At 43.4% G+C, this 26,410-nt stretch carries 22 protein-coding genes; 21 read left to right on the plus strand and 1 reads right to left on the minus strand.

What is annotated here, in order from left to right; all coding sequences use genetic code 11:
• Window positions 1-48 precede the first annotated feature (48 nt).
• Window positions 49-1,131, minus strand: coding sequence for an alcohol dehydrogenase family protein (locus DCMF_RS02080; protein WP_148132901.1), 1,083 nt, complete (start codon window positions 1,129-1,131; stop codon window positions 49-51).
• A gap of 233 nt (window positions 1,132-1,364) precedes the next feature.
• On the opposite strand from DCMF_RS02080, the gene DCMF_RS02085 reads away from it, so the two are divergent.
• The 21 genes from DCMF_RS02085 (at window position 1,365) to DCMF_RS02185 (ending at window position 26,343) form a co-directional block, all read left to right on the plus strand.
• Complete coding sequence (locus tag DCMF_RS02085; RefSeq protein ID WP_148132902.1) at window positions 1,365-2,219, plus strand: LysR family transcriptional regulator; 855 nt, start codon at window positions 1,365-1,367, stop codon at window positions 2,217-2,219.
• 322 nt (window positions 2,220-2,541) lie between these two features.
• A complete protein-coding gene (locus tag DCMF_RS02090) occupies window positions 2,542-3,072 on the plus strand; it encodes a cupin domain-containing protein (RefSeq protein WP_214659037.1) in 531 nt (176 codons plus the stop codon).
• Between the two features lie 639 nt (window positions 3,073-3,711).
• Entirely contained in the window at window positions 3,712-5,130 is a 1,419-nt protein-coding gene (locus DCMF_RS02100; protein ID WP_236860165.1) for a trimethylamine methyltransferase family protein, read from the plus strand.
• A 509-nt stretch (window positions 5,131-5,639) separates the two neighbouring features.
• The gene (locus DCMF_RS29960) at window positions 5,640-6,326 is read left to right on the plus strand and encodes a trimethylamine methyltransferase family protein (RefSeq protein WP_250645163.1); all 687 of its coding nucleotides are present in this window, start codon (window positions 5,640-5,642) and stop codon (window positions 6,324-6,326) included.
• Window positions 6,250-6,927, plus strand: a complete 678-nt coding sequence (locus tag DCMF_RS29965) for a trimethylamine methyltransferase family protein (RefSeq protein WP_335582418.1) — start codon at window positions 6,250-6,252, stop codon at window positions 6,925-6,927. Before DCMF_RS29960 ends, DCMF_RS29965 begins: the two co-directional genes overlap by 77 nt.
• Window positions 6,928-7,195: 268 nt before the next feature.
• Window positions 7,196-8,083, plus strand: a complete 888-nt coding sequence (locus DCMF_RS02110) for a branched-chain amino acid ABC transporter permease (RefSeq protein WP_214659038.1) — start codon at window positions 7,196-7,198, stop codon at window positions 8,081-8,083.
• A 12-nt stretch (window positions 8,084-8,095) separates the two neighbouring features.
• Entirely contained in the window at window positions 8,096-9,118 is a 1,023-nt protein-coding gene (locus DCMF_RS02115; RefSeq protein ID WP_148132905.1) for a branched-chain amino acid ABC transporter permease, read from the plus strand.
• 128 nt (window positions 9,119-9,246) lie between these two features.
• Entirely contained in the window at window positions 9,247-10,527 is a 1,281-nt protein-coding gene (locus DCMF_RS02120) for an ABC transporter substrate-binding protein (RefSeq protein ID WP_148132906.1), read from the plus strand.
• 99 nt (window positions 10,528-10,626) lie between these two features.
• A complete protein-coding gene (locus DCMF_RS02125; RefSeq protein ID WP_214659039.1) occupies window positions 10,627-11,907 on the plus strand; it encodes an ABC transporter substrate-binding protein in 1,281 nt (426 codons plus the stop codon).
• Window positions 11,908-11,994: 87 nt separating this feature from the next.
• On the plus strand, window positions 11,995-12,714 hold the full coding sequence (locus tag DCMF_RS02130; protein WP_148137698.1) for an ABC transporter ATP-binding protein: 720 nt from the start codon (window positions 11,995-11,997) through the stop codon (window positions 12,712-12,714).
• A gap of 34 nt (window positions 12,715-12,748) precedes the next feature.
• A complete protein-coding gene (locus DCMF_RS02135; protein WP_148132908.1) occupies window positions 12,749-13,456 on the plus strand; it encodes an ABC transporter ATP-binding protein in 708 nt (235 codons plus the stop codon).
• Between the two features lie 295 nt (window positions 13,457-13,751).
• Window positions 13,752-15,185, plus strand: a complete 1,434-nt coding sequence (locus DCMF_RS02140; RefSeq protein WP_148132909.1) for a trimethylamine methyltransferase family protein — start codon at window positions 13,752-13,754, stop codon at window positions 15,183-15,185.
• A gap of 46 nt (window positions 15,186-15,231) precedes the next feature.
• Entirely contained in the window at window positions 15,232-16,125 is an 894-nt protein-coding gene (locus tag DCMF_RS02145) for a sugar phosphate isomerase/epimerase family protein (protein WP_148132910.1), read from the plus strand.
• A gap of 143 nt (window positions 16,126-16,268) precedes the next feature.
• Window positions 16,269-16,895, plus strand: coding sequence for a cobalamin B12-binding domain-containing protein (locus DCMF_RS02150; protein WP_148132911.1), 627 nt, complete (start codon window positions 16,269-16,271; stop codon window positions 16,893-16,895).
• A 131-nt stretch (window positions 16,896-17,026) separates the two neighbouring features.
• Window positions 17,027-18,034, plus strand: coding sequence for a proline racemase family protein (locus DCMF_RS02155; protein WP_148132912.1), 1,008 nt, complete (start codon window positions 17,027-17,029; stop codon window positions 18,032-18,034).
• A 445-nt stretch (window positions 18,035-18,479) separates the two neighbouring features.
• Window positions 18,480-19,652 carry a hypothetical protein gene (locus DCMF_RS02160; protein WP_148132913.1) on the plus strand — a complete coding sequence of 391 codons (1,173 nt, stop codon included), beginning with the start codon at window positions 18,480-18,482 and terminating at the stop codon, window positions 19,650-19,652.
• 469 nt (window positions 19,653-20,121) lie between these two features.
• A complete protein-coding gene (locus DCMF_RS02165) occupies window positions 20,122-20,592 on the plus strand; it encodes an XRE family transcriptional regulator (RefSeq protein WP_148132914.1) in 471 nt (156 codons plus the stop codon).
• Window positions 20,579-22,075: a serine/threonine protein kinase gene (locus DCMF_RS02170; protein WP_148132915.1), complete on the plus strand. Its 1,497-nt coding sequence runs from the start codon at window positions 20,579-20,581 to the stop codon at window positions 22,073-22,075. Before DCMF_RS02165 ends, DCMF_RS02170 begins: the two co-directional genes overlap by 14 nt.
• A gap of 105 nt (window positions 22,076-22,180) precedes the next feature.
• Complete coding sequence (locus tag DCMF_RS02175) at window positions 22,181-23,680, plus strand: S-layer homology domain-containing protein (protein WP_148132916.1); 1,500 nt, start codon at window positions 22,181-22,183, stop codon at window positions 23,678-23,680.
• Window positions 23,677-25,503, plus strand: a complete 1,827-nt coding sequence (locus DCMF_RS02180) for an S-layer homology domain-containing protein (RefSeq protein WP_148132917.1) — start codon at window positions 23,677-23,679, stop codon at window positions 25,501-25,503. Before DCMF_RS02175 ends, DCMF_RS02180 begins: the two co-directional genes overlap by 4 nt.
• A 360-nt stretch (window positions 25,504-25,863) precedes the next feature.
• Window positions 25,864-26,343, plus strand: a complete 480-nt coding sequence (locus DCMF_RS02185; protein WP_148137699.1) for an SRPBCC family protein — start codon at window positions 25,864-25,866, stop codon at window positions 26,341-26,343.
• Window positions 26,344-26,410 lie beyond the last annotated feature (67 nt).

The following is a 26,410-nucleotide window of genomic DNA, read 5'->3' on the forward strand; positions in this document are numbered from 1 at the left end:
GCTCCTTTGCAGGTAACGGAAAAGGGGCGGCTATCCGTCCCCTCTAACTCACATGTCATTTTTTGTAGGATCCAATACCAATTTGCCTACAAATTTTTTTGCCAAGAAATCTTCCTGCGCTTCTCGAATATTCCTTAACGGATATGTTTTGGCAACCATTGGTACAATTTTTTCCTTTTCAATGTAACGAATCAGATTTCTGAATGCATTTTTTGATTGGAATGTACAACCAAAAAAAGATAAATCCTTCAAGTAAAGGGTTCTGACATCATGTTCTACAATCGGACCAGCGATGGCTCCAACAGATCCGTACCTTCCTCCCCTTTTTAAAATATTCATATGATGATTAAATAAAGGCCCGGCAACCATATCAAGAACAACGTCAACAGACATATGTCCAAGAGCTTCCGTGATGTTATCACCTCTAACAAGGACTTTGTCTGCCCCCAGATTCTTAATCCTGTCTGCTTTATCAGCATCACACATGGCAATAACTTTTGCCCCGCGGAGTTTTACCAATTGAAGCGCTGCTGAACCTACACCGCCTGATGCGCCAGGAATGAAAACTACATCGTCCTCTTTAACTCCAACCCTGCAGATCATATTCTCGGCAGTAGAATATGAGCATGGGAAGGATGCAAGCTCAATATCAGTTAGAGTGGAATTGATTGCGAATGCTTCTTCAGATGAAGTTTTCGTATACTCTGCGAAACCGCCATCACATTCAGAGCCAAAAGTGATACAATTCAATCCCTTTTCCGATAAAGGCCGTTCCTGGAGCGTTCTAACAAGTACACGCTCACCGACTCTATCATCGTTAACCTTAGAACCTACTGCAACAATTGTTCCTGCAACATCGGCTCCTTGAATCCTCGGGAACTGTAAAGGAATTCCTGACCAGCTTGCGTCTTCATCATCAATGCTTCCAAAACCTGCAGATCCCCCTGTATTAGTATCCTTTTTCACTTTTTTTGAATACCAACCAATCCGGGTGTTTATATCCGTGTTATTTACAGCCGCGCCGCCAACTTTAATCAATACCTCGTCGCCCTCTAATTCAGGTACACCGATATCACTTCTGTATACAAGCTTCTCAAATCCGCCATGTCCAGTCAGAAGTACTCCCGACATTTTTTTAGGAATAGTAGCCAGTATAATTCTCCTCCCTGTTTAACCCATATAAATAAGGGCTTTATTGAAATAAGGCGATACTTTATATAAAAAAGTTTATATGAACAATTTAATTATATGTCCCAATGTTAATTTCTTCAAACGAAATATACTTAATTATGAATTTAATAATATTGAATTCATGCTATGATCTGATAAAATATTATTAAGATTTCTAACTGAAGAGGTGAAAAATGGCTAAGCAACTGGACCTTGAACTATTGTATACGTTTACCTTAGTGGCAGAAATCGGTGAGTTAAAAAAAACGGCCGAAAGATTGTTCAAATCGCATTCAGCAATTTGTATGCAAATCAAAAGATTGGAAGAAATTGCTGGTGTTTCCCTTATTGAGCGCAAACATAATAGAATAGCCCTTACACAAAAAGGAGAGATTTTACTCTCCTACTGTAAACGCATGTTATCTTTAAACGATGCAGCAATTGCCGCTTTACAGGATAATGACATTTCAGGTCAGATTTCCTTTGGTATTCCTACAGATTATGCAAAAGATTTTGTTACCCTCTTTCTTCCTTCACTTAAAAATAAACTACCCAATCTTCAAGCTAAAATCGTATGTGACCGAAGCAGAAGCTTAAGAAACAAGATTGTCTCCGGTAATCTTGATATCGCAATTGTAGCTGGAGAAATGGGAGTCATTGATGAAGAATTTTTATGGAGCGAAAAACTGCTTTGGGTTTCATCACCAAACTTCCAATATGATGCCAGCCAAGAAATACCCGTTGCTGTTTTGGAAGACGATTGTATTGTCAGAAATTTGACTCTTGATGGATTAAAGAGTTCCAGGCTGAATTATAAACAGGTTTTTACCAGTCCTATGCTGGATAATATTGCTGATGCTGTTTTCAATAGTATGGCGATATCTCTCTTACCCGAATCTATGCTCACAAAGGCAAACTCAAAAGTTCTTCCAAACAGCATTATTAAAAGCAAAGACCTGTTAATTATGAATCTTATCCGTTCTTCCTCTGTTGCCGACAACATATTCAGGATAGTTTGCGAACATATGACAGATATATTTACATCATAATATATCTGTCAATGTGAATGTCTAAGCACGGTAAAACGTGCCATAAGGCATGGAGGGAAGCGGCTTGCTAATCAAGGAAGCGCGCAAGTAGTCACAAGAACCCCTTTACCACAAGGGTGTTTTTTTCCTGTGACACAATAGATTCAAGGGGCTGGATTATCTTTTTATCTGGGAAAGTTAAGCTAACCAGTATATTGGACAATATCAATAGTGTTACTACGTGGTTTTAATTTCTAAAAAAAACATTGTAAAAAAACAAAAAATTGAATAGAATTATACATATAAAAATAAAATTATTTAATGAGAAAAAATGAGGTTTGTTATGACAGATGAACTTTTAGGAGAAAGAATAAAAATAATAAGAAAACAACGAGGTATGACGCTGCAAGACTTGGCTGACTTATCGGGGCTATCTATTGCATTTATTAGTAAGGTTGAGCGTGGATTAACAAGCCCAACATTTAGCGCTCTTTTAGAAATTTGTAAAGCGCTTGAAGTTGATTTGGTTGATTTGGCCCAATCCTCAGAGGAAAAACGACCGGTGATAAAGAAAAACGAACGTATTCCTATGTTACCTATAGCAGATGGTCGGATAAGACACGAATTTGGAACACAGGGATCTAGGAAGATGAAGGGTCTTTGGATGACAATACAACCAGGTACGACAGATGTTTCCAGAGGTCATCCGGAAGAAGAAGTAGGGATTATTATTAAGGGTAGGTTGGGGGTTACTATTGGAAAAGACACCTATGTTTTGGAAGAGGGAGACACTTTGTATATAGATGCTCATGTTCAACACAGTTTGACAAATATTGGAGATCGCGAGTGCGTGTGCTTTTTTGCTATTAATTAGTGCCGAAAGTGCGGAAACCAAACCGATTGAACAATTTTTAATGCTGAACGAAACTCTATAGGATTAACTGAAAGGCCAGATAGAAACAAGTATATCATCATCATATGTTGGTATGCTTGTTTTTTTTGTTAAAAATCGTATTTAGGGCATATATCTTATTTTATACTTATTTCAACTTTGTAAGAGACAAATATGCAATGAAAGTAATAGATCAGTTAAATATTTATTACTATTGAAGGATTTTCTAGAAGCAAGGAGAAAGATTTTATCATTGGAAAAAAAATTTGACCATTGGAAATTTTTCATATACTTTGATATATTAAAACTTTATATTTTAAATTTAAGTATTTGGCAAAGAAATTTTGGGGGTGTTTAGCATGGAAAAACCCAGCTAAAAATTAAACTATTACAAATAAATCAAAAATATGAAGATGATGCGGCTGCGAAAAACCTACAGGAGCGGTTGTGGGCAGCAGACTTTCGGCGGCTTTAGAGCTTCCGGAACCAATGATAAGGCAGGAAGTAAATTGAACCTTTACCATTGGATCAATCCGCGGACGATTAAGGAAAATCGAAATCCCTCAAAAGTATTTAGATATAGTTTTATGGAAGAAAAGTAACAAAAAGAGGTGAATTTAGTTGCAAGAAGACTTAAAGAGAATTCATCAAGCATCCATGGAAATATTGGCGGAAACAGGGGTAAAATTTTATCACCCTGAGGTATTGGATCTGCTTCAAAGTAAAGGGATAAAAGTGGTAGGAGAAACTGCGTTTTTTAAAGAAGACCAGGTTATGGACTGGATCAGTAAGGCCCCATCGCTTTTTAAAATCTACGCTCGAAACCCCAAGTATGATATGTTGATTGGTCAGGATCGGGTCGAATATGTTTCATGTAATTCCGGATTTCCCTGGATAGCCGATTTTGAGGGAACAAGGCGAAAAGCGGTCTTGCAAGATTATTTTACATTTGTCAAGCTCGTGAACCAGACGCCATTTTTTAATATGAATGGCGGAGTGATGGTTACACCATCAGATTTAACCTATCATCCCATATACCCAATTATGTTAGTGATTGCTTTGACCCACTCAGATAAGTGTATGTTCGGCGGATTAGGGGGCGCCAAGGAATCTGAGATGATCATGGATATACTCCAAATTGTTTTTGGAAGAAATGAAGAGCTAGTCAATAAGCCGAGAATTGTTACCATCATTAGCCCTTTGTCACCCCTTCAATTTGACAGGACCATGCTAGATACCTTACTTATATATGCGAGGTTTGGGCAGCCCATGATTATTGCTCCTGCTGTAATGGCTGGTACCACAGGTCCGGTTACATTGGCAGGGAGCATCGCCTTATCAAATGCTGAAAGTTTGGCAGGGGTTGTAGTTTCTCAAATGGTTCGTGAAGGAACTCCGGTAATTTATGGCTCGGCAAGTTCAGCATCGGATTTGAAAACGGCGAGTTTCTCTATTGGTTCTCCTGAATCAGCGCTTTGTGCCGCCTACTGTGCCCGTTTAGCAAAGTCTTACGGTCTTCCATGCCGTGGAGGGGGGACGCTGAATGATGCGAAATCAGTTTCGGTTCAGGCCGGTTACGAGGGTATGATGGTGATGCTGGTTGCCGCACAGGAGAAAATCAATTTTATTCTGCACAGTGCCGGGGCTTTAGACAGCTATGGAGCAATGTCATTTGAAAAGTATATTGTGGATCTGGAGATAGTTGGGATGGTCGACCGTTTTGTTCAAGGAGTGAAGATGGACCATAAATATTTAGCCTTAGATGTTATTAAGCAGGTAGGACCTGGAGGCGAATTCCTTTCACACCCCCACACCATGGAGTTTTGCCGAAAAGAACTATGGGGTCCTGATATTAGTTCACGGGGACCGATAAAGGGTAAGGAACCTAATGAATACTTAAAAGAAAACATAAATAAGAAGAAATTACAGATGTTAGAGAGCTATTCCGTGCCGAAATTTCCTGCTGAGGTCAAATTAAGACTTCTAAGGTACTTAGTAAATAGCGGAGCTGACCCGGAAATCATTAATTGCAATATCTAATGGGCAGCCTTTTCACACTTAATCGTCCAGCGCTGGTCCCGTTTACATTGGTTTAGAACAATATTATTTATAAAACCTTCATTGATATCTCGGAAGTATAATCGAGTTGTAGGAGCTAATTCTTCGCCCTTTTTAGGGCATGGCATCTTGAATTAGCTCCTATTTTTATAAAGGTTCAGCCCATATGTGTATTTAAGAGAAGTAGCTTATTATTATTTTTCCCAATAAAAAAATTACAATAAATAAGTATTGAAAAGGAAAAAAAATTTAACAAATAGCAAAATATTAAACGTATATTGCAGGAAATTTTCCTATTGTAAAGAATATTATTCAATTAGAAAAAAGTATCGTTAAAAATTTTCTAATTGTAAAATTTTTAAAAGGAAGTGATTGTCTTTGCGTCAAGTCCTGGAAAGGCTTCATGAGGCATCGCTGCAAATACTGGAAACGACCGGGGTAAAGTTTTTTCATCCTGAAATTTTGCGGGTAGTTCAAAAAAAGGGGTTAAAGTGATTGGACAAACCGTTTTTTTTTCTCCCAATCAGGTAATGGAATGGATCAAGAAAGCACCTTCGGTCTTTTCTGTCTATGCCAGAAATCCTGAACACAATATTCTGCTTGGCGGCGAAAGAACAGAATTTGCCGCTGGCTACGGGGCTCCCGCTATGATTGATCAAAAGGGTATGAGAAGATCGGCAATGTTTTCTGATTATTTAAATTTTTTAAAGCTGGTGCAACAATGCCCTTTCTTTAATATTAATGGCGGAATCCTTGTCCAACCCAGCGATATTAGCCCAGGGCAATGTTTTCCTTCTATGCTGTATGCTACGTTAATCTATTCTGATAAGTGTCTGATGGGCGGAGCTGGCGGGGCAGAAGAGACCAATACAGTTTTAGATATGCTGGATATTGTTTTTGGAAAAGAAAGTCTGATCAGGACACCTAGGATTTTGGCTATCTTAAACAGTACAAGCCCTTTGCAGTTTGATCACGATACTTTAGACACGCTCTTGCTGTTTACTGAATACGGTCAGCCCGTAATTATTACGCCGGCAGTTATGAGGAACTACCGGACCGATCACCCTTGCAGGTACAATTGCCTTATCAAATGCGGAGATCCTGGCTGGTATTACTGTAGCTCAAATGCTGAGGGAAGGGACTCCTGTGATCTATGGCATGCAATCTACGGCAGCTGATATGAGAACGGGAGGAATTGCCGACGGTTCACCTGAAAGAGCCTTATGTGTTGCTTATGGAGCCCGCTTAGCAAAAAAATATGGCATACCCTGTCGGGGCGGGGGAACAGAAAACGATGCGAAAAGTTTATCCATCCAAAGCGGATACGAAAGTATGATGGATATTTTGGTTGCCTGTCAGGAAAAAACAAATTTGATTATTCACAGTGCAGGGATTTTAGATAGTCATGGTGCCATGTCCTATGAAAAATTCATCGTGGATCTAGAAATCTTAGGAATGGTAAAGAGGTTCCTGCAAGGGGTCAATACCGATGAAGAGTCTCTGGCTGTTAGTATTATTAAATCTGTTGGTCCTGGAGGTGAGTATCTTTCAAATGAGCATACCATGAGGCACTGCAGGAAAGAGCCATATTTACCTTTTGTCAGCATGAGAGGGGCCCTTCCCAAAGGAATCAACCCTGATCAAGAATTGCTTTGTATTATTAATAAGAAAAAGGAAGAGATGTTATCCCAGTATTGTCGGCCCGAGTTGCCTCAAAAAGTTTGTTCCCGGCTCAAAGAGTACCTGGCTTCAAAAGAGATAGGGACAGCAATTTTATAGAAACAAATAACTTTTCTAAGGCTGTATCCATAAAGAATTTCAAGGACAGAGTACGAATTTGAGTACTTTTAGTGAAAGGGGGTTGCGTTTTCTGTAAGTGCAATAATTAAACCCTATTAATGGGGATATTCCTGGGCACAAGAGGCAAGAGGAAAGAGGAAAGATGAGGTGCGTACCCTGACATAAATTGGGGACATTCCTCGGCGTGATAGGAATGCCTGAAAAAGAGGTGTGTCCCCTAACCTTTAATAATAAAGGAGTGTATGGCATGGATCATTCTGCAATTTTGGATCTATTAGTGGGGGGTATTTTAAGAGGAGGACTGTATGTACTTATGGCCATGGGTCTTTCCCTGGTATTTGGGGTGATGAAGATTCCTAATTTTGCCCATGGTGAATTTTATATGTTGGGAGCTTATTTTGCCTATTTTGCTTGCGCCGTATGGGGTCTCCCACCGGCCGTAGCTATTATGATTGCCGGACTGGGAGGCTTTGTGTCTGGCGGCATAATAGAAAAAATGACTTTTGCCCCATTGAGAAAAAGGTCTCGGGGAGATTGGATCATGAATAGTTTCTTGGTTACAGCAGGCATTTCTTTTATTTTGCAAAATTTGACCCAGGCATTGTTAGGACCGAATTTTAAAGGGGTTCCCCAGTATTGGGGTGGGTCATTTAATTGGTTTTCCGGACTAAACATTTCCATCGACCGGGTTGTGGGATTCTTAATTGCAATGGCATCCGTAGCAGTATTCTGGTTGTTTTTAAAAAAAACCAAGACCGGGAATGCAATTTGGGCAGTATCCGAGCATGAGACAGGCGCCATGCTCATGGGGATTGAACTCAATAAAATCCATACCTTAACATTTGCTTTGAGCAGTATGCTGGCTGCCATAGCCGGGGCCGCTTTGCTATCCATCATTCCTGCCTATCCAACCATGGGTTTGCAGCCGTTATATAAGTCCTGGTTTGTGGTGATGCTGGTCGGCTTGGGAAATATTGAAGCCACCATTATCGGCGGGTTTATGGTTGGGCTAATTGAAGCGGTAGCATCATTTAGTTTAGGAGCCATGTGGCAGGACGTGATTTGTCTATCCATTATTATTTTAGTGCTCCTGTTTAAACCCGCCGGTTTATTCGGGAAAAAATTGAAGGTATAGGAGGTGATCAATATGACAAACCAAAAGACTTTGGATATAGGATTTACGCACAGTTTAAAACATAATTTGGAAAAAGTCGGACTGTCACCTCTGGTAATAGCAATGTTTCTCTTACTGGGATTTGCTCCCTACCTGATTGCAGATGAATACATTCTTCATTTGCTGGTGATTAGTTTAATGTTTGGAACATTGGCGATGGGGTTTGATTTGTCTGCTGGTTTTATTAATGTAGCGAACTGGGGATATTCCGGATTGATGGGGCTGGGCGCATATACTTCTGCTCTGCTTCTGATGAAAATGGGAATTTCCCCCTGGATCGGAACGATTGCCGGTGCTTCTCTGGCGGCTTTATTAGGGTTGCTTATTGGAATCCTTACGCTCAAGATGGATGGAATGTATGCCGCTATCCTGGCGTGGTTTGTCGGTTTAATCCTGATGGCGCTGACCACTTCTCTGACGGATTTTACCCGGGGCGCGCTGGGTCTGAATGTTGATCTGTACTTTAATACAGGTTGGTCAAAACCTTACTTTTATGTAATCTTTGTGATCTGTATTGCCACTTATATTGTATTAAGGTGGGTGACAAAATCAAATTTAGGACTGGCTTTCACTGCTTTAGGGCAGGATTGTGAGGCTGCCCGAACCTGTGGTGTGGATCCCATGAAATATAAGGTAACTAACTTTACCATATCCTGCTTTGTGGCAGGGTTATGCGGAGGTTTCTACGCTCACTTTATGGGTATTCTGACCCCTGATCTTATGTCCACGAAGCACGCGGTAGAAATACTGGTTATTGCCTATATTGGCGGCAGAGGAAGTATCTGGGGACCATTATTAGCAGCATTTTTGGTTACTCCCATTTTTGAGTACCTGAATTTTTTATTAGAGTTTAAATATGTTATTTACGGAGCGTTGTTAATAGTAGTAATGGTTTTTTATCCAAGCGGGATAGCTGGTTTTTGGGATTACTTAGCTAATATTTTAGCCGAAAAAAGAAGAAAATTAGCCGGATCAAAGAGTAACCCCTTGGCCTAATTTGTTATTTGGGGATAAAAATATAGGCAAAGGGAGGTGACTAAGGGGAGTAAGGAGTCAAGGAAAGGTAGGAGTATGGTTGACAAGGCAGATGGTCAAGCAAGTAAAAAGAAAAAGGGGGCAAATTTATGAAAAGGTTTAATAAACTATGGCCAATTCTTTTAGTTGTGTTGCTTTCGACTGCTTTATTAATTACAGGTTGCGGAAACAAAGCCGCCACAGAAGGTGACGCCAAGGTACTAACTATTGGTGTGGACTTGCCGCTGACTGGTCCCAGCGCTAAAGCGGGAACCGAATTCAAGGACACTGTTACCCTGGCTTTTGAAGAAGTAGGAAATAAAATTGGTGACTACAATGTAAAGCTGGTTTGGATTGATGACCAGGCAGATCCTCAAAAGGGGACTTCCGCTTATGAACAGGCTGTAGTCCGGGACAAAATCGACGTGGGCATCCTGAATTGGAACAGCTCTGTGGCGGTAGCCTTAATGGAGACGGTAGCCAAATATCAGATTCCTCACTACTTCGGCATGGGTGCTGCCGGCACGATCAATGAAAAATGGCTGTCTAATGAAAAGTATCATTATTGGATTAATAAAGGCTGGGCTATGCCTGATAAGATGACCCAGGCTTATGTGGATACTATCGGACAAGCCATTGAGAGTGGCCTTTGGAACCCCCGCAATAAGAAGATTGCTATATACGGTGATGATACGGACTGGGGCAGAAGCTACGGGGCCAGTATGAAGAAGAGATTTACTGATGCCGGTTGGCAGGTAGTCAATGAAGAGTATACAAAATTAGGGGAAACAGACATGTATCCTCTGCTGACTAAGATGAAGAGTCTGGATGTTTCCCTGGTGGCCGGAACTATTTCTTCACCTCCTTCTATTGCTGCCTTTATTAAACAGTCAAGAGAAGTAAAGTTAAATGCTTTAATGATTTGTGACGCTTTAGGGGAGACCGCTGATTTTTATTCATTAACCGGTGATGCCTCTGATTATATTCTTGATAATCGCCCTGTCTTTACTTCGGACCGAGCTAAAAAATTTGCTGCTGATTTTAAAGAAAAGTATGGTTATGAACCCGCGCCGGCTTGCGGCGGGCAAGTATACGATTACACCCGGTTCTTCATTAAGTGCGCGAATGAATGTTTAGCGGAAAACGGAAAATTGGATAAAGAAACACTTTATAAATTTGCCCAAGAAAAACTCATGACCGGACAAATTACCTTTACCGACGGCGTTGTGTGCGACGAGTATAAATATGACGCTACATCTGCCCCCGATCCTATCACAGGTGAAGGGAAGTACATTTTCCCTGTAGTTCAGTATTTTGGCGGAAAAGCAACGGTTATTTGGCCGGATTCTCAAAAAGTGGCCGATCTTAAAATCCCGGATTACGCGAAATAAAGAGTATCTAAGTTAAACTGCGTCCAGGAAAATAAGATATCTAAAATGCATCACTTTCTGCGCATGCTAAGGGGCTCTAAAAATAAAGGGGGTAGATTCGTGAAAAAGTTTACTAAAATAGGACCTATCCTTTTAGTTATGTTGCTTGCTGTGGCTCTATTGATTACAGGATGCGGACAAAAAGAGACAGCAGAAGGTACCTCCAAGGTACTAACGATTGGAGTGGATTTGCCGCTGACCGGTTCCTGCGCCAAGGTGGGAACAGAGTTTAAGGATGCCTGTACCATGGCTTTTGATGAGATTGGCAACCAAATTGGTGACTACAAAGTAAAGCTGGTTTGGATTGATGACCAGGCAGATCCGGAAAAAGCCACACGGGCCTATGAACAGGCCGTGCAAAAGGACAAAATTGATGTGGGGATACTTAACTGGAACAGCTCTGTTGCCGTAGCTTTGATGGAGGTAGTCGCCAAATATCAGATACCGCACTTTTTTCCTACGGGAAATGCTGCGGTAGTTAATGAGAAATGGCAGTCAAATGAAAAGTATCGATATTGGGTTACCAAAACATGGGCATCGCCTGACAAACTTAGTTTAGCTTACATCTATACGATCAACCAGGCCGTTGAAAAAGGCCTGTGGAAACCGCGCAACAAAAAGGTAGTTATCTACGGCGAAGATAACGACTATTGCAGAGGTTTCGGATCCAGCCTCGCTCAACAATTCAAGGATGCAGGGTGGGAAGTTGTCGGTGAGGAATGGATCAAAACCGGAGAAACGGACATGTATCCTATACTCACCAAGTTTAAAAGCCTTGATGCTTCGATTGTAGCAGGCAGTATCTCCGGTCCTGCTTCTATGGCGGCATTTATTAAGCAGGCCAGAGAAGTAAATTTAAAAAGCCTAATGATATGTGATGCATTGGGTGATATCGGCGAGTGGTATAAGTTAACCGGTAATGCCGCCGATTATGTACTGGATAATCGCCCCATTTTTACTTCAGAAAAAGGCAAGAAGTTTGCCGCTGATTTTAAAGCAAAGTATGGTTATGAACCCTCTGCAGCAGCGGCGGGACTGCAATATGACGCCGCCAGGTTCTTTATCAAGTTAGCCAATGAGACCTTGAAAGAATATGGCGACCTAAATAAGGAAACATTGTTTAAATTTGCACAGGATAATTTATGGACCGGCCAGATTACATTTAAGGACACCGTTGTATGCCCGGAGTACAGATATGATCAACAATCTCTCCCAGATCCGGTGGTGGCGGAAGACGGTTTTATTTTTCCGGTAGTTCAATATTTTGATGGTAAAGGGACCGTTATTTGGCCGGATTCTCAAAAAGGGGCGGATCTTAAGATCCCGGATTACGCGAAATAAAGAGTATCTATTCCGGTGCCCGCTGATATTACGGGCACCGGAAAACATTAGCTTTGACCTAACTTATTCCGAAAGCAGGTGAAATCTGTGCTGTTAAAAACCGAGGGAGTGGAAAAAAGGTTCGGCGGCTTGGTGGCAGTAAAGGATGTATCCATTACTGTCAACAAGGGAGAAATATTTGGTTTAATCGGTCCCAACGGAGCAGGTAAGACTACTTTCTTAAACTGTATTTCCGGCTTTTACAAGCCCGAAAAAGGCAGAATTACTTTTAAGGAACAGGATATTACCGGATTGTCTCCCACTCAGCTCTGTCACAAAGGAATAGCCAGAACATTTCAAATTGCGAGATCATTTCCCAAATTAAGTGCCTTAGATAATGTGAAGGTATCTGTAATCTATGGAGGCAAGCAACATCAAAACCCGGAAAGACGGGCAAAAGAAATAATGGATTTTGTTGGTTTTCCTGTAGCAACAAACATCATTGCCGAAAACTTAAATACCATGCAACTGAAACGTCTAGAACTTGCTCGTGCTTTGGCAACCAACTCTGAGCTGCTTCTTCTTGACGAAGTAGCGGCCGGATTAACTCCGTCCGAACTGCCGACTTTTATTGAACTGATAAAAAAGATTAGAGATAGTGGGGTTACTATTATCTGCATAGAACACGTCATGAAATTCATTATGGGAGTTTGTGACCGGATTGCGGTATTGAATTTCGGAGCGAAAATCGCAGATGGGACTGTAGAAGAAATTAAAAATGATCCTAAGGTAACGGAAGCCTATTTAGGAGAGGAAAACGTGCATTAATATAAACGTATCAATAAGTTAGGAGGGGATTAATATGCTCAAACTGAGCAATATTAATGCCGGTTATGGGAAGCTGGGCGTATTGTGGAATGTTTCCCTCGAAGTCAATGAAGGAGAGTTTGTTGCTTTGCTGGGGCCCAACGGGGTAGGGAAAACAACAGCTTTGCGCACGATATCCGGGATTGTCACACCTGCCCAAGGTGAAGTATGGTTTATGGGTAAAAAGATTAACGGACTTCCGGTTCAGAAAATTACCAGGATGGGAATCAGCTATGTAACCGATGACGGATGTCTTTTTTCCGGCATGACTGTAATGGAGAACCTGATGCTGGGTGCCTATACCATTAAGGACAAAAAAAAGGTGAAAGCTTCCCTGGAGAAAGTCTTTGCGCTGTTTCCCCGGTTGGCAGAGCGTAAAAAGCAGTTTGCCGGCAGTATGAGCGGAGGAGAGAGAAAAATGCTTGCCATTGCCCGGGGGTTAATGCCTGATCCCAAATTGATGCTGGTTGATGAACCATCACTGGGCCTTGCGCCCAAATTGGTACTGGATGTTTTTAAAACCTTAAAGGAATTAACCACCATGGGAGTGACTGTTCTACTTGTGGAACAGAATGTGAATACGACTTTGAAAATTGTCGACCGCGGCTATGTTCTTGAACAGGGTAGTATTGTACAAGAAGGCAGCAGTCAAGAATTAAGGGAAAATGACCATATCAAGAAAACTTATCTGGGCATAGCCTAGCAATGGATCGTAAATTGATTACTTGAATGTTTATTACTAATGAAAAAACTTCACAGAGAGACTTTAACTAAACCCCCAAAAAATAAAAAAATTTATTTATAATTTAGCAGGAAAATACGGATTAATAAAGAATTTTTCTATATAGAAAAATAATTTTATATATAGAAAATGATAACGTTGAATACCAACAGGGTAAGGACTCTTATGATGCATAACTGACATCCACTTTATGGGAAGGCTGTGCGGAGGATTACTCTAGTGGTCAAATAAAAAAACATATTAAGGAGAGGTCACAATGCGATCAAATTTTACTCAATTTACTACACCCCGAATGCGTGTATTGTCTGACGATCAGATCAATTCAATTTACTTAGCTGCACTAGAAATTTTAGAGAGAACAGGCATGAAAATTGACTCTAGGGAAACACTGCAGTTCCTTGCTGATCACGGCGCCCTCGTGGGACCAGGAAACAGAGTAAGAATTCCTGCATTTCTTGTAGAGCGCGCTCTGAAAACAGTACCGCCCCGGGTAGTTCTTTGCAGCAGGGAGGGAGAAAGAAAGTTATTTTTAGAAGATAACAATGTGTATTTTGGGTGCAATCCGGATAATCCGGATTATATCGATCCATATACAGGTGAGAGACGCCCTTTTACCAGTATAGACGGTAAGGATTTGGCCACAATTATTGATTATTGCCCCAATATAGACTTTGTATTAAATGCCTGCTTTAGTTCTGATGTACCACGGGATGTTGCAGACCGGGTAATTATCAGACAAATGATGCTTTATATGAGAAAGCCCATCGGGTTCAGCTGCACCAACGCAGATTCCTTATTGGATATTATTGATATGGCAGCCATTGTCGCCGGCGGATATGAAGAACTCAGAATGAGCCCCTATATTTTCCATATTCAGGAACCTATCAGCCCTTTGAGTCATGACGGTAATGCCATGAAAGAAGTTAAGATTTGTGCGGAAAAAGGAATTCCCTTGGTTTACTACCCTATGCCTATGGCTGGAGCGACAGCCCCCGCAACTTTAGCCGGTATGCTGGCGCAAAATTTGGCCGAAGCTTTCACCGGTATGGTAGTTCACCAGCTTACAAAGCCCGGCGCTCCTTTCCTCAGTGGTGGCGTGGCCTCTATTATGGACATGAAGACAACCCGGTTCTCTTACGGGGCTCCGGAAATGAGTCTCAGTGTTGCGGGTCTTACCGATATCTTGCATTATCTTAAAATCCCGGTTTGGGGTACTGCAGGCTGTGTTGATGCCAAAACTGTGGACCAGCAGGCGGCTGCGGAAATTGCGATATCCTGCCTGATGTCCGGCTTAAGCGGAGCCAATTTGATTCATGACACCGGCCTGATGGATCAGGCAACGGTTATTGCCCCTGAAGTTCTCCTTCTGGCTAACGAAATCCAGGGCATGGTGAGAAAGATTCTGGGCGGGATTCATGTGAGCGATGAAGATCTTGCCCTTGATGCGGTAAATGATATTGGAAATGGCGCAAGCTATATTAGCCATGAGCATACATTCAAATATTTCAGAGATTTCTGGGTACCTACTTTATTCGACCGCTCCGTATTGCAGAAAGGACAAACACTTCCTTCCTTAACGGAAAGATTAAATGAAAAGGCACGATACGTAATCGAAAACCATGAGGTTCCGCCCCTGCCGCCGGATAAGCTGAACGATCTCTTACAATTAGAAAAGAAATGGCTGGGATAAGCGGAAAAGGAGTCAATAGTATTTTGCTTTGAAGGAGAGAAAGATCATGGCAAAGAAAATGAAGCTTGGTTTACACACTTACACGCTTCATCTTTGGGGGTTAGGGGAAAATTACGCGAATTATAATGAACCCCGGCCCAAAGCGATGACATTAATGCAGCTGATAGACAATGCGGTTAAATGGGGGTTAGACGGACTGCATATTACCGGTTGTGATCTGGAATCCAAGGATGAGAAGCGTCTTAAAGAAGTCCGGGATGCATTTGAAAAAAATAATCTTTATGTGGAATACAATTTTTCACTGGATTGTACATTTGATTCCCGGGTTACTGACAGCATAGAGGAAGGCATTAAAATTGCCGCAGCACTCGGGGCTGACATTGCAAAGGTTAGTTTAGACGTGCGCCGGCCTCGGCCTCTTTACGGCAGCTGCTTTCATCCGGAAGTAATGAAACAACTTATTGCTATTTATGAAGAGATCAAGGCTGCGCTGCCTTTGCTTGAAAAAACCGGAATTAAGCTTGCGATAGAAAACCATACGGATACTTATGCAGATGAAGTTATTTGGCTGATTAAACAAATCAATCATCCCATGGTTGGTGCCTGTGTAGATACGGTTAATTCCATGTGCGTTCTTGAGGACCCCTTGAGCGCGGTGGAAAAACTGGCGCCATATGCTTTTGTTGTTCATTTCTGCGACCATAAGCTTGACAGAGATGAGTACGGAGTTCGTTTTCATGGAGTGGCATTAGGGGATGGCGATATTGATTGTGTAAAGGTATACAATACGATTCAAGCAGTGTCGCCAACTGACCGGATTGATTTTGAAATCGAATGGGATATGGAGGGAGACTCTCTCGAAGTGGCTCAGCAGAAACAACTTGAGGCGTGCCTTAAAAGCATAAAATATGCCCGGGAAGTTCTCGGCATCGGAAAATAGTGGAATGAGATTTTTATTGAACGAACCGGAAGATGCTATTTTGCAATTAACCCCCCTCTTGTAAGGTAGTTGCGATAAAAAATTTATTGCAGCTACCTATTTAAATAATAGACTGATAAAAAAATAAAGGAGACAAGAATATTATGGCAAATTTTGAAGCGTTGAACCAAAGTGTGATATCCGGAAAAGAAGCACAGGTAAAAGAAACAGTTAAGGCCATGGTAGACGCAGGAGTCAGCCCCCTGGAAATTATCAACCAGGGATTAATCGCCGGGATGAACGTAGTAGGCGCCCGTTTTAAAAATGGAGACATGTTCGTTCCTGAAGTACTGATGTCGGCTAAATCCATGGGAGCCGGGATTGAAATTGTCAAACCTTTGATTGCCGACACCGATATGCCCAGCAAAGGCAAGGTTCTCCTCGGCACCGTGAAAGGGGACCTCCATGATATCGGCAAAAACTTGGTCGGCATGATGTTGGAAAGCGGCGGCTTCACGGTAGTAAACTTAGGTATTGACATCGCTCCTGAGAAATTCGTGGCAGCTGTCAAAGAACATAAACCGGACATCGTTGCTATGTCTGCTCTTCTCACCACTACCATGCTGCATATGAAAGATACCATCGAATTAATCAAAGAAGAAGGCTTAAAAGTAAAATGTATCGTAGGTGGAGCCCCTATTTCTCAGGACTTTGCTGATGAAATCGGAGCAGACGGATTTGCCCCGGACGCTGCTTCTGCTGTAGAACTTTGCGTAAAGCTAATTGGCTAATAGTCGTCAAGGCTCACTGGTGTTTTTATGCATCAGTGGGCTTTTTTCTCTATATCAGAATTGATGGACACTTTAAATCAAGATCGTAATATATGGAGAGGAGGGCCCATTGGCTTTGATGGGCTGATAAAATGAGAATTTGGAGAACTTTTCAAACCATAGATACGCATACCGGCGGAGAACCCACCCGAACCGTCGTGGGCGGTGTGCCGGTGATTCCCGGTGCGACGATGCAGGAAAAATTCATTTATATGCAGACGCATAATGACTGGATGCGTAAAGTATTAAGTCTGGAACCCCGGGGCAACGAAGTGATGTCCGGCGCCTTTTTAACACCGCCCTGCACTCCCGGGGCGGATATCGGCGTCATCTATTATGAAACAGGGGGCTGGCTCCCTATGTGCGGTCACGATACCATTGGCGTTGCCACTGCCTTGGTGGAAACCGGCATGGTGGAAGTAAAAGAACCCTTTACCGACATTGTTTTGGATACGCCCAGCGGTGTTGTGAAAGTCCGTGTGAAGGTAGAAAGTCAAAGAGCGAAGAGTGTTACGTTCGTGAATGCACCTGCCTTTGTAATTGGCCGTGACTACCGGGTTGACACGCCTGAATTCGGCTCTGTTACCTTTGACGTGGCCTATGGGGGAAATATGTATGCCATCCTGCCCGCGGCCGCTCTCGGTTTGAAGCTGGTGCCGGAACGGTCCAAAGAAATTGTGGCAAAGGGTGTTTTGCTGAGAAAGTACATCAATGAGCAGATCCAAGTCCGCCATCCCTTGCTTCCCTTTGTGGACAAGGTCACGCATATCGAGTTTTCCGCTCCCTCGGCTACACCGGGCGTTTCTGCCCGGAACGCGGTCATCATTACCTCCGCCGCCATCGATCGATCTCCCTGCGGTACCGGGACCTCTGCCAAAATGGCGCTGCTGCATGCCAAGGGCGAATTAAAGGTTAATGAAACCTTTGTTCACGAGAGCCTGATCGGAAGCATATTCACCTGCCGGATTATCGAGGAGACGGAAATTGCCGGGATGCCGGCGATCGTGCCGGAAATCAGCGGGCGCGCCTTTATTACCGGCATGAGTACCTTTATGATGGACCCGGAAGATCCTCTCGCGGAAGGGTTTGAACTTGGCTGATTTCCCTTTGCTTCCGGCTAATGTTTGAGGGGCGTATGCGCAAGCATGCGGGTTCAAGTCTTCCTACTGCACCATGAACTTTTGATAGGAGAACCTTGGTTTCAAAAAAGCCAGGGCTCTTTTTTTCATGAAAATTAAAGAATGGCGAAATAAATATCAATTGACAATGAAGAAGCTTAATCATAGATTATTATGAAACTATGTTTAGCTGACATGCGTCTATACCTAATATAGGATATAGGAAGAGTTTAATGGGGTAACAAGCTTGAGAAGTCATAATTTGCTAATTAGGATGTTTATTGGATTCATAATTGGACCAAGAGAAGGTAACAATGAATATTAGCAGGATATGGGAAATATTATTCGAATAACTTAACAAATAGAAAGTGCTTAAAGACGATTTCTGAATGTTATTAGCATTAAAGAAAAAGGAGAGGAAACTTCTATGTTTTTTAAAAAAATGTTGTTAATCCTATTTATGGTCATGCTTTTTCCCGCAGCATCTTTTGCCGCAGACTGGAACGATTACTGGGTTAGTGGCTGGCATGATGATAATTCCGGGTACGATATCTACAATCTAAGCCCAGCAAACGAAAAGGTAAAAGACCGGACGGTGATCATGCATAACTTGGGTCAGAATGAATGGGTTCGCCTGGAAGAAGGAGTTCAGAGCCTTTGGCAGCCATATGACGGCAAGTTACCCGGAGCCTGGGTAATGGAGAAGGGAAAAGAATTCAACCCTTATGAGAATTACAATTATGATATTAAAAATAACCGATTGATCTTAGGAGAACAATATCATATCTCACCGGATGAAAAATGGGGCATTCAGCAAAATGATTATTACGAATTGGTCAAGCTGGGCAATATTTTCATTTACAATCATGGTAGTATCGAGGCTGCTCCTAGTAAAACTAAAAGTTACCTGCTGAAAAACTTGGAGAATGGAACAATTGAAGAATGGCTAAAAACGGAAAACAGTACCTGGTATTACTGGCTTCCAGACAGCACTGTACTATTATGTACATATAGCCAAAATGAGAAACAGAATGTAATTTCTATTTTTGACCCAAAGACAAAGAAGTTTGAAAAAGTAGTTTCGGGCAGCTTATACGCTTATGATAGAGAGAAAAATCGTATTCTATTTGTGAAAAATGAACCCATGCGGAAAACCTGGGTCATGGATCTTTCCACCAGGATTGAGAAACGAGAAATTAATACGGCATCATTCTATCCATCACCTGTCACTCTACCGAAAGTACCTCTGCCTCCCAAGGATTTGAATATTGATAGTTTAAAGGTAGTAACTCCTGAAAGAGTTACCCGGTACGAACACGAAATCCGAATGGGTGATCAGATTATCCCCGTCCCTTACATATTTGAAAGAGAAAACAAAGAATTTATCCCCCTTCGTCCTTTAATCGAAACCCTAGGAATTAAGGTTAATATCAAGCAACTGGGCAGTTACGTTAAGGAATACCAAGTTTCTTACCAGGGAAATAAGTTTACCCTTTTAGAAGAGGAATTTATTAACTATAAATGGAAATTATTTGTTACTACGGATGTGTTAAAGAAAATGGGACTCCCGGAATTTACGATCAACCAATTTAAAAACTAGAAAAAAATTATACTTTCGCAAGTTATTTGAGGAAGACAAACCGTGTGGGTTTGGTTCCCCTCACCTCCACCATCATTTTAGTTCAAAAAAGGTGCCATGCGGTCAAAGCCGTATGGTATCAGCTTTTTTAGAGGTTTTTACCCTATTCGCGTCCGGTACCTGCGTCTCCCCAAACAGCTCGTTTGTCAAGCCGAATTCCGGCGAATAGGGGATTACAAGCCGCAGGAGTACAATCAGCCATACAAAAGTCATAAGTGTGTTGAAAAATTGATTCTTTTTGGTATACTGATTCATGTGGCAGTTTGTGAAAAATATCAAAACCAAGCCCTGGATTTTAATAGGTATGCAATCTGATCTGCAGCAAATATGATTAATCCGATATGTAGGTCATAAAGGGGATGTGTTATGACTGCAACGAACACAAACTCTTTTATGTTTTTTCGTTTAATAAATCGAAAGATGGTGTGTTATGGCCGATACAAGATACAATACCGGGAAAAAAAGCACAAGTGCATTAATGGGCAGACTTATAAAAGCAACAAATATTAAGCGTTTTATCGATAAGAACGCTTCTTACATGAAGGTTGTGCCCTTTCATGAATACATCCGGCAAAAATGCAATGAAACAGGTGTCGTGCCGGAACAGGTTATCAAGCGCTCCGATATAGAACGGACTTATGGTCATCAGTTGTTCCGGGGCCTGCGCATGCCATCACGGGACAAGGTCATACAGCTTGCTTTCGGATTTGAGTTCGGCGTGGAAGCTACGCAGGAGCTCTTAAAATCAGCCCGGAAGAGCAGCCTGTATCCAAAAATCAAGCGTGATGCGGTAATCCTGTTTTGTATTAACCGTGGGATGAGTATTTTCGATACCCAAGCGGTTTTAGAGGAGCTGGGGATTTCATTGCTGGGAGAAGGTGACCGGAATGGGAAGGATTGATGTTTCGGATTTTTTGAAGGAATTTGATGAAACCGGGTTCCCGTCCGATTTTCTCCGCGAATATGAGCTTTTGGAGTGTCTGTCACAAAATGAAATCAACGAAACCTTTTTGATTAAAAGCAGAGATGACGGCGTATTGCGCGTCGCCAAATGCTATAAGAGAAAAAACTATCCCGCCGCAAATGCCGAAAGCGATATTCTGAGCAATTTGCATCATGAAGGACTGCCGCAGTTTGTTTCATGCTATGAAAACGACGCCGCAGTCTTTGTCGTACGCGAATATGTTAGGGGAGTTTCTCTGGATGAATATGCAGGGGGCAAAGGACTTCTCCCAAATGAGGTTCTCTCGATTGCCAAACAGCTGTGCGATATCCTTGCCTATCTGCACGGGCAAAAGCCGCCCATTATCCACCGCGATATCAAACCGGAAAACATTATTATAAACGACGGAAAAATCGTGCTGATTGATTTCGGCATCTCCCGCAAATACAATGACGAAGCAACAAAAGACACTACATATATCGGCACAAGGGAATTCTCTCCGCCGGAGCAGTTCGGCTTCTCCCAGACCGACAACCGTTCGGATATTTATGCCTTTGGAGTTTTGCTGTGCTATCTCCTGACAGGCGGAACGGACCTGAAACGAATTCAACAGACGGTCAAAAATAAAAGACTCCGCAATATTATTCTAAAATGCACCGCCTTCTCCCCCGACAGGCGTTATGCCGATATCGCCGCAGTCAAAAGCGCTTTGCTTGATTTGGAGGGTATTCGCAGATACAAGACGCATCTGATTGCAGCGGCTGCTGTGTTAGTGATTGTGTCGGCCGGCATCATGGTCTATGGCTGGTATCGGGAGCCTGCGCCTGTTCATGAAGACTTTTTAGCTCAGGAGAGCATGGTTCTTTCTCTTAATTCGGAGAAAGCGCCCATAACGAGGGCTGAAATATGCCGTATTGTCGTCGATGCTCTTGACATTTATGATGAATACGCCGAAAGCAATTTTACCGATGTTCCGGTAGATGACCCCCGCTATCATTATATTTCCTCCGCCGTGCAGGCAAAGCTGGCGCATGGATTACCGGATGGAAGTTTTCAACCTGATGAGCCGATTTCAGCCGGAATTTATTCTGTCTTCATTATGGAGAACGTATTGGGGATTTACAAGGTAACCAATTGGGATAATACGGAGAAAGCCCTGGTGGCGGCTGCAAAGGCAGGTAATAATTATGGCATTATTACCGATGAGCAGCTGGAGCAGGCTGTGACCGACCCGTTTCATCCGCTGGAGAGCATCCCCGACGGTATTCTGGTGCCGAAGGCAATCAGCGGCGCGTGGATTGAATGGAAAAGCTCCGATGAGTCGGTGGCGACCGTCGACGGCGGACAGGTAACTCCCAGGGGACCCGGAAGGGCTGTGATAACAGCCGAATATGGCCGGGGAAATACGGTTTTCGATACCTGTGAAGTTATCGTCAACTAAAATGAAATTTCTGATAAAGGTGTGCAGACTGCACACCTTTTTTCCTGCATTATTTGCTATATTTATTGATATATAACATTTATAAACAGGAGGTTGTGCCAAAATATGGGGAAATTTAAGAAATTGTTTTTTCTTTGCCTTATGCTCGTCCTGTCGATGGTCCTGTTCTCCGATACGGTTGTCGCGACGCCTAACCATTGGGCGTCTGATGCGGTGGATAAGCTCAATGAGCTTTACGGTGGCGGAACGTTTTCGGATGATTATGAAGAAATGGTCACAGTCGGTGATTTGGACGATTTGCTTGAGCAAACTTTCAAGTATTCCGATCTAAGCGGCTTTACCGGACTGGACGGCGCTGAGGAGGATGGTACGGTCACACGGGGCATTCTGGTTCACACGCTGGTAAAGCTTTTTAACCTGGGAGAAATCACAGGAACAGATGATGAGGAAAGAATCAGCTCGGCGATTGAAATATGTGTAAACAAGGGGATTATGTCCGGTTATCCGGACGGGACCTTCGGCGAAAATGACCCGGTGAATCACGGGATACTGGCGGTTTCCTTTTACCGCGCCGTGAACAAGGCAGCCGGTGGCACCGAAGAGAACAAATGGGGGCTTACGCCGGGCGCATACGGGTATGAGGGGCTTCTGTACTTTACCATAAGAAGTATACCCTACGGCGAGGACGTCTACGAAACAGCCTTTGATGATGTGGCGATAACGGTAAGCGAGGATGTCTACGACCCGGAACTTGGTGAAACTGTGTCGGAGGCGGTATACAGCGGCGCTGAGGATGTCTGGAATAAATGGGGCGATATGCTCAACGCCCTGGAGCCGGAGCTCTCAGGCACCGGATACGATATTGAATCGCTGCCTGAGGAACCGACAACGGCAGACGCTGTAGTGGAAATAGTCAGGCAGTACAGAGAAGACCTGGCGGAAATCGAAAAAAATACGGGAATATTTTCCGATGTGTCTTCTTCAGACTGGTTTTACGATGGCATCATGTACCTTTTTAATCAAAAGCTCGTCATGGGATACGGCGGCGGCCTCTTCGGGCCTGATGATCCGATTACCCGCGTCCAGATGGCTGCATTAGTCCTGCGGGCGCAGGGAGTGGATACAGAAGGGCTTCCCGAACCGGGCGTGGAAGAATTCACTAATGTTTTTACAAATCCGGATTTTATCGTTGATGGCCACTTGGACTGGAGGGGGACAGTCATATGGGCAGCAAGGGTGTATTACAGCGGAGAAACGAATTTTGCCCCCGACGACACGCTTACCCGCGAGAGTATGGCTTTTGCGGCGGTCAGACTGTTCGAGGGCTATGATGAAGACAACGTAAACCTGGCGATTCTCGATCGTTTCGTCGACAAGGACGATATCGGAGAGCAGTACAAAAAGGCCCTTGCCTTTCTTGTGTCCATCGGCGTGCTGAACGGCTCCCCGGAAGATGACGGGATCCATCTTAACCCTCAGAACACCTGCACCAGAGCCGAGGCAGGCGTGTTTCTGGCCCGGGTACTGCAAGGACTTGATAAATCAAAAATGCAAGATTACAAGAATGCCCTTGATTATGTGCAAAGCGCCGGAGGTGACGAATGATGAAGTGTAAAGGGATTATATTGTTCATCGGCCTTTATCTTTTGCTCGCGCTTTTTCCGTCGGCAGCATCGGCGGTAGAGACCAACGGATATACGCTTATTCTGACTGAGAACTGGAGACTTACAGACGATCTTGACCTCAATGTTCCGGAGAACGCCACTCTCACAATCGATGGCCACAATACCTATTATATATACGAATTTGGCGGCGCCTTAATAAATAACGGTGCGGGCAATGTGGTATTAAAGGATACTATTCTTTACCCTGCCGGCGAAACAGAGGTCAGGTCTCTTTTCATTACAACGGCAGCACTTCCCGCTGCAAGGGCAGGCAGTACATACAGTCAAACAATTGAAAAAAGCTATACGGGCGATAGCACAGTTACTTTCAGCGCAACCGGCCTGCCCGAAGGGCTGTCCATTGACCCGGGAACCGGCCTCATTAGCGGCACACCGGCCAGCGGAGCGAATGCAAACTCTCCGTACAGTGTCGAAGTGACAGCCACAGTCGGCGCCGGCACATTGACAGCCACGCTCACCGGTGCATTGGCAGCCACCAAAAGGTATTCTCTGGCGGTCAACGCTGCTTACTCCGATGACGGTGACGACGACGATCACAGTGGAAGGAGTGGCGGCGGCGCTTCTTCCACCCCCGCGCCGACTTACAAGGCGGATGTTTCTGGGTCCGGCAAAGCGATCAGCTTACCGGTTACCGTTGATACGGACTCAAACAGCGCAACCGTAGATGTGGATATTGAACAGGGCAATCTCTTTAACAGCCAGAAAATAGTGCGCATTACCGTACCCTCAATTCCCAATGTAAACAACTATACCCTTGACCTCCCGGCTGATTATCTGTCCAAGCCTGACGGAGAAGGTATTCTGACCTTCAATACCGATGTAGCCAGCGTGAGCATTCCGGAAAATATGCTGGCAGGCGTGGAAGGCAATGAAGCGGGAATTACCATTGGCAAGGGTGATATATCCGGTTTGCCGGACAGTGTAAAAGCAGCTATAGGCACCAAACCGCTAATCAGGCTCACCCTGACAATGGATGGCAGGCAAACCGAGTGGAACAATCCGGACGCGCCGGTGACGGTAACCATCCCCTATACGCCGACAGCGGCGGAGCTTGCAACCCCCGAAAGCATCGTCATCTGGTATATAGACGGCAGCGGCAACGCAGTCTCCGTGCCAAATGGACATTATGACCCGGTCACCGGTACCGTAACCTTTACCACCACCCATTTCAGCGACTATGCTGTGGTTTACAACAAGGTGAGCTTCAACGATGTGCCTGCAGGTGCCTGGTATAACAAAGCGGTGAGCTTCATCGCGGCAAGAGGCATAACGGGCGGTAAGGGTGGCGGCAATTACGATCCCGATGCCAGGCTGACGAGAGGCGATTTTCTTGTACTGCTGATGAAGTCCTATGATATAGCCTCAGACGCAAATCCGACCGATAACTTCTCCGATGCGGGCAATACATATTATACCGGCTATCTGGCGGCGGCAAAGCGGCTCGGCATATCCGACAGCGTAGGAAACAATAGGTACGCTCCGGCAAGAGAGATCACCCGTCAAGAGATGTTTACCCTGCTGTACAATACCCTGAAGGTCATCCATCAATCGCCGCAAGGCGGTTCCGGCAAGACACTTTCCGACTTCACCGATGCGGGACAGATCGAATCATGGGCGAAGGACGCCATGACACTGCTGGTTGAAACCGGAACCATCGGAGGAAACGCCGGAAGGCTCACTCCGACGAGTGCGATGACCAGAGCTGAGATGGCACAGGTGCTGTGTAACCTGCTGTCAAAATAAGAGCGGTGAAGAAAGAGTATCGCTTCATGCAGGCGACCTATCCGATAAGCTAAACACAATAAAATGCCAAGCAAACATATGCCCGCCGGAAATCCGGCGGGCATAAAATTTACTTCTCCATAAGTGCATCGCGTTCGCAACGCGGGGGTCAGGGGTTCGAATTTTCTATGCTCCGCCACAATTTTTTTCGCAAAAAATTGATTGCCGTTGCGATGGGCTTCTTTAACTTTATATGGCAAAATAATGATTGTTTATATGCTGCGTATTAGTAGAAAAATACGAATTATAAATGTATAGCATTTGAACTTTAAGGAAAAGTATTACAATATAGAAAACAAGAAAAATGGAGGCTTTATTTATATGGAAACTTATCAATTAACTCGTAACCCGGTTGTAAAAGCCGAAATGCTTATACGTAAACCAGTTGCCGAAGTATATGAGGCTTTTATCAACCCTGCCATTACTACAAAGTTTTGGTTTACTAAAAGTAGTGGAAGGCTTGAACCCAATAAACAAATCCAGTGGGATTGGGAAATGTATAATTTATCTGTACGGGTTAGTGTAAAAGAAATTGAACAAAACAAGCGTATACTTGTTGAATGGAGTATGTTTGGCACATCCACTACGGTGGAGTGGTTATTTACACCAATAGAAGATAACGCTACTTTCGTCAGCATTTCGAGTACTGGGTTTAAGGGAGATGGTGATGAGATTGTAGACCAAGTGATTGGATGTACAGAAGGATTTGCGTTAGTCCTCTCTGGATTAAAGGCATTTCTTGAGCATAATATTATTTTAAATCTTGTATCAGACCGTTTTCCCAATCAGCAAATACAATAGAATGCAAATCTAATCGCAATTTTTATATAATGAGAAGTATCAAATAAACAGGGACCGGTTATGTTAT

This window comes from Candidatus Formimonas warabiya (genome assembly GCF_002777255.1).
GTDB classification, from domain to species: Bacteria; Bacillota; Dehalobacteriia; order Dehalobacteriales; family Dehalobacteriaceae; genus Formimonas; species Formimonas warabiya.

What these genes read in the sequence shown, in the direction of transcription:
- DCMF_RS02080 (WP_148132901.1), bottom strand. Translation starts at nt 1,131, where the DNA reads ATGTCGGGAGTACTTCTGACTGGACATGGCGGATTTGAGAAGCTTGTA.
- DCMF_RS02085 (WP_148132902.1), top strand. Translation starts at nt 1,365, where the DNA reads ATGGCTAAGCAACTGGACCTTGAACTATTGTATACGTTTACCTTAGTG.
- DCMF_RS02090 (WP_214659037.1), top strand. Translation starts at nt 2,542, where the DNA reads ATGACAGATGAACTTTTAGGAGAAAGAATAAAAATAATAAGAAAACAA.
- DCMF_RS02110 (WP_214659038.1), top strand. Translation starts at nt 7,196, where the DNA reads ATGGATCATTCTGCAATTTTGGATCTATTAGTGGGGGGTATTTTAAGA.
- DCMF_RS02115 (WP_148132905.1), top strand. Translation starts at nt 8,096, where the DNA reads ATGACAAACCAAAAGACTTTGGATATAGGATTTACGCACAGTTTAAAA.
- DCMF_RS02120 (WP_148132906.1), top strand. Translation starts at nt 9,247, where the DNA reads ATGAAAAGGTTTAATAAACTATGGCCAATTCTTTTAGTTGTGTTGCTT.
- DCMF_RS02135 (WP_148132908.1), top strand. Translation starts at nt 12,749, where the DNA reads ATGCTCAAACTGAGCAATATTAATGCCGGTTATGGGAAGCTGGGCGTA.
- DCMF_RS02140 (WP_148132909.1), top strand. Translation starts at nt 13,752, where the DNA reads ATGCGATCAAATTTTACTCAATTTACTACACCCCGAATGCGTGTATTG.
- DCMF_RS02145 (WP_148132910.1), top strand. Translation starts at nt 15,232, where the DNA reads ATGGCAAAGAAAATGAAGCTTGGTTTACACACTTACACGCTTCATCTT.
- DCMF_RS02150 (WP_148132911.1), top strand. Translation starts at nt 16,269, where the DNA reads ATGGCAAATTTTGAAGCGTTGAACCAAAGTGTGATATCCGGAAAAGAA.
- DCMF_RS02155 (WP_148132912.1), top strand. Translation starts at nt 17,027, where the DNA reads ATGAGAATTTGGAGAACTTTTCAAACCATAGATACGCATACCGGCGGA.
- DCMF_RS02160 (WP_148132913.1), top strand. Translation starts at nt 18,480, where the DNA reads ATGTTTTTTAAAAAAATGTTGTTAATCCTATTTATGGTCATGCTTTTT.
- DCMF_RS02165 (WP_148132914.1), top strand. Translation starts at nt 20,122, where the DNA reads ATGGCCGATACAAGATACAATACCGGGAAAAAAAGCACAAGTGCATTA.
- DCMF_RS02170 (WP_148132915.1), top strand. Translation starts at nt 20,579, where the DNA reads ATGGGAAGGATTGATGTTTCGGATTTTTTGAAGGAATTTGATGAAACC.
- DCMF_RS02175 (WP_148132916.1), top strand. Translation starts at nt 22,181, where the DNA reads ATGGGGAAATTTAAGAAATTGTTTTTTCTTTGCCTTATGCTCGTCCTG.
- DCMF_RS02180 (WP_148132917.1), top strand. Translation starts at nt 23,677, where the DNA reads ATGATGAAGTGTAAAGGGATTATATTGTTCATCGGCCTTTATCTTTTG.
- DCMF_RS02185 (WP_148137699.1), top strand. Translation starts at nt 25,864, where the DNA reads ATGGAAACTTATCAATTAACTCGTAACCCGGTTGTAAAAGCCGAAATG.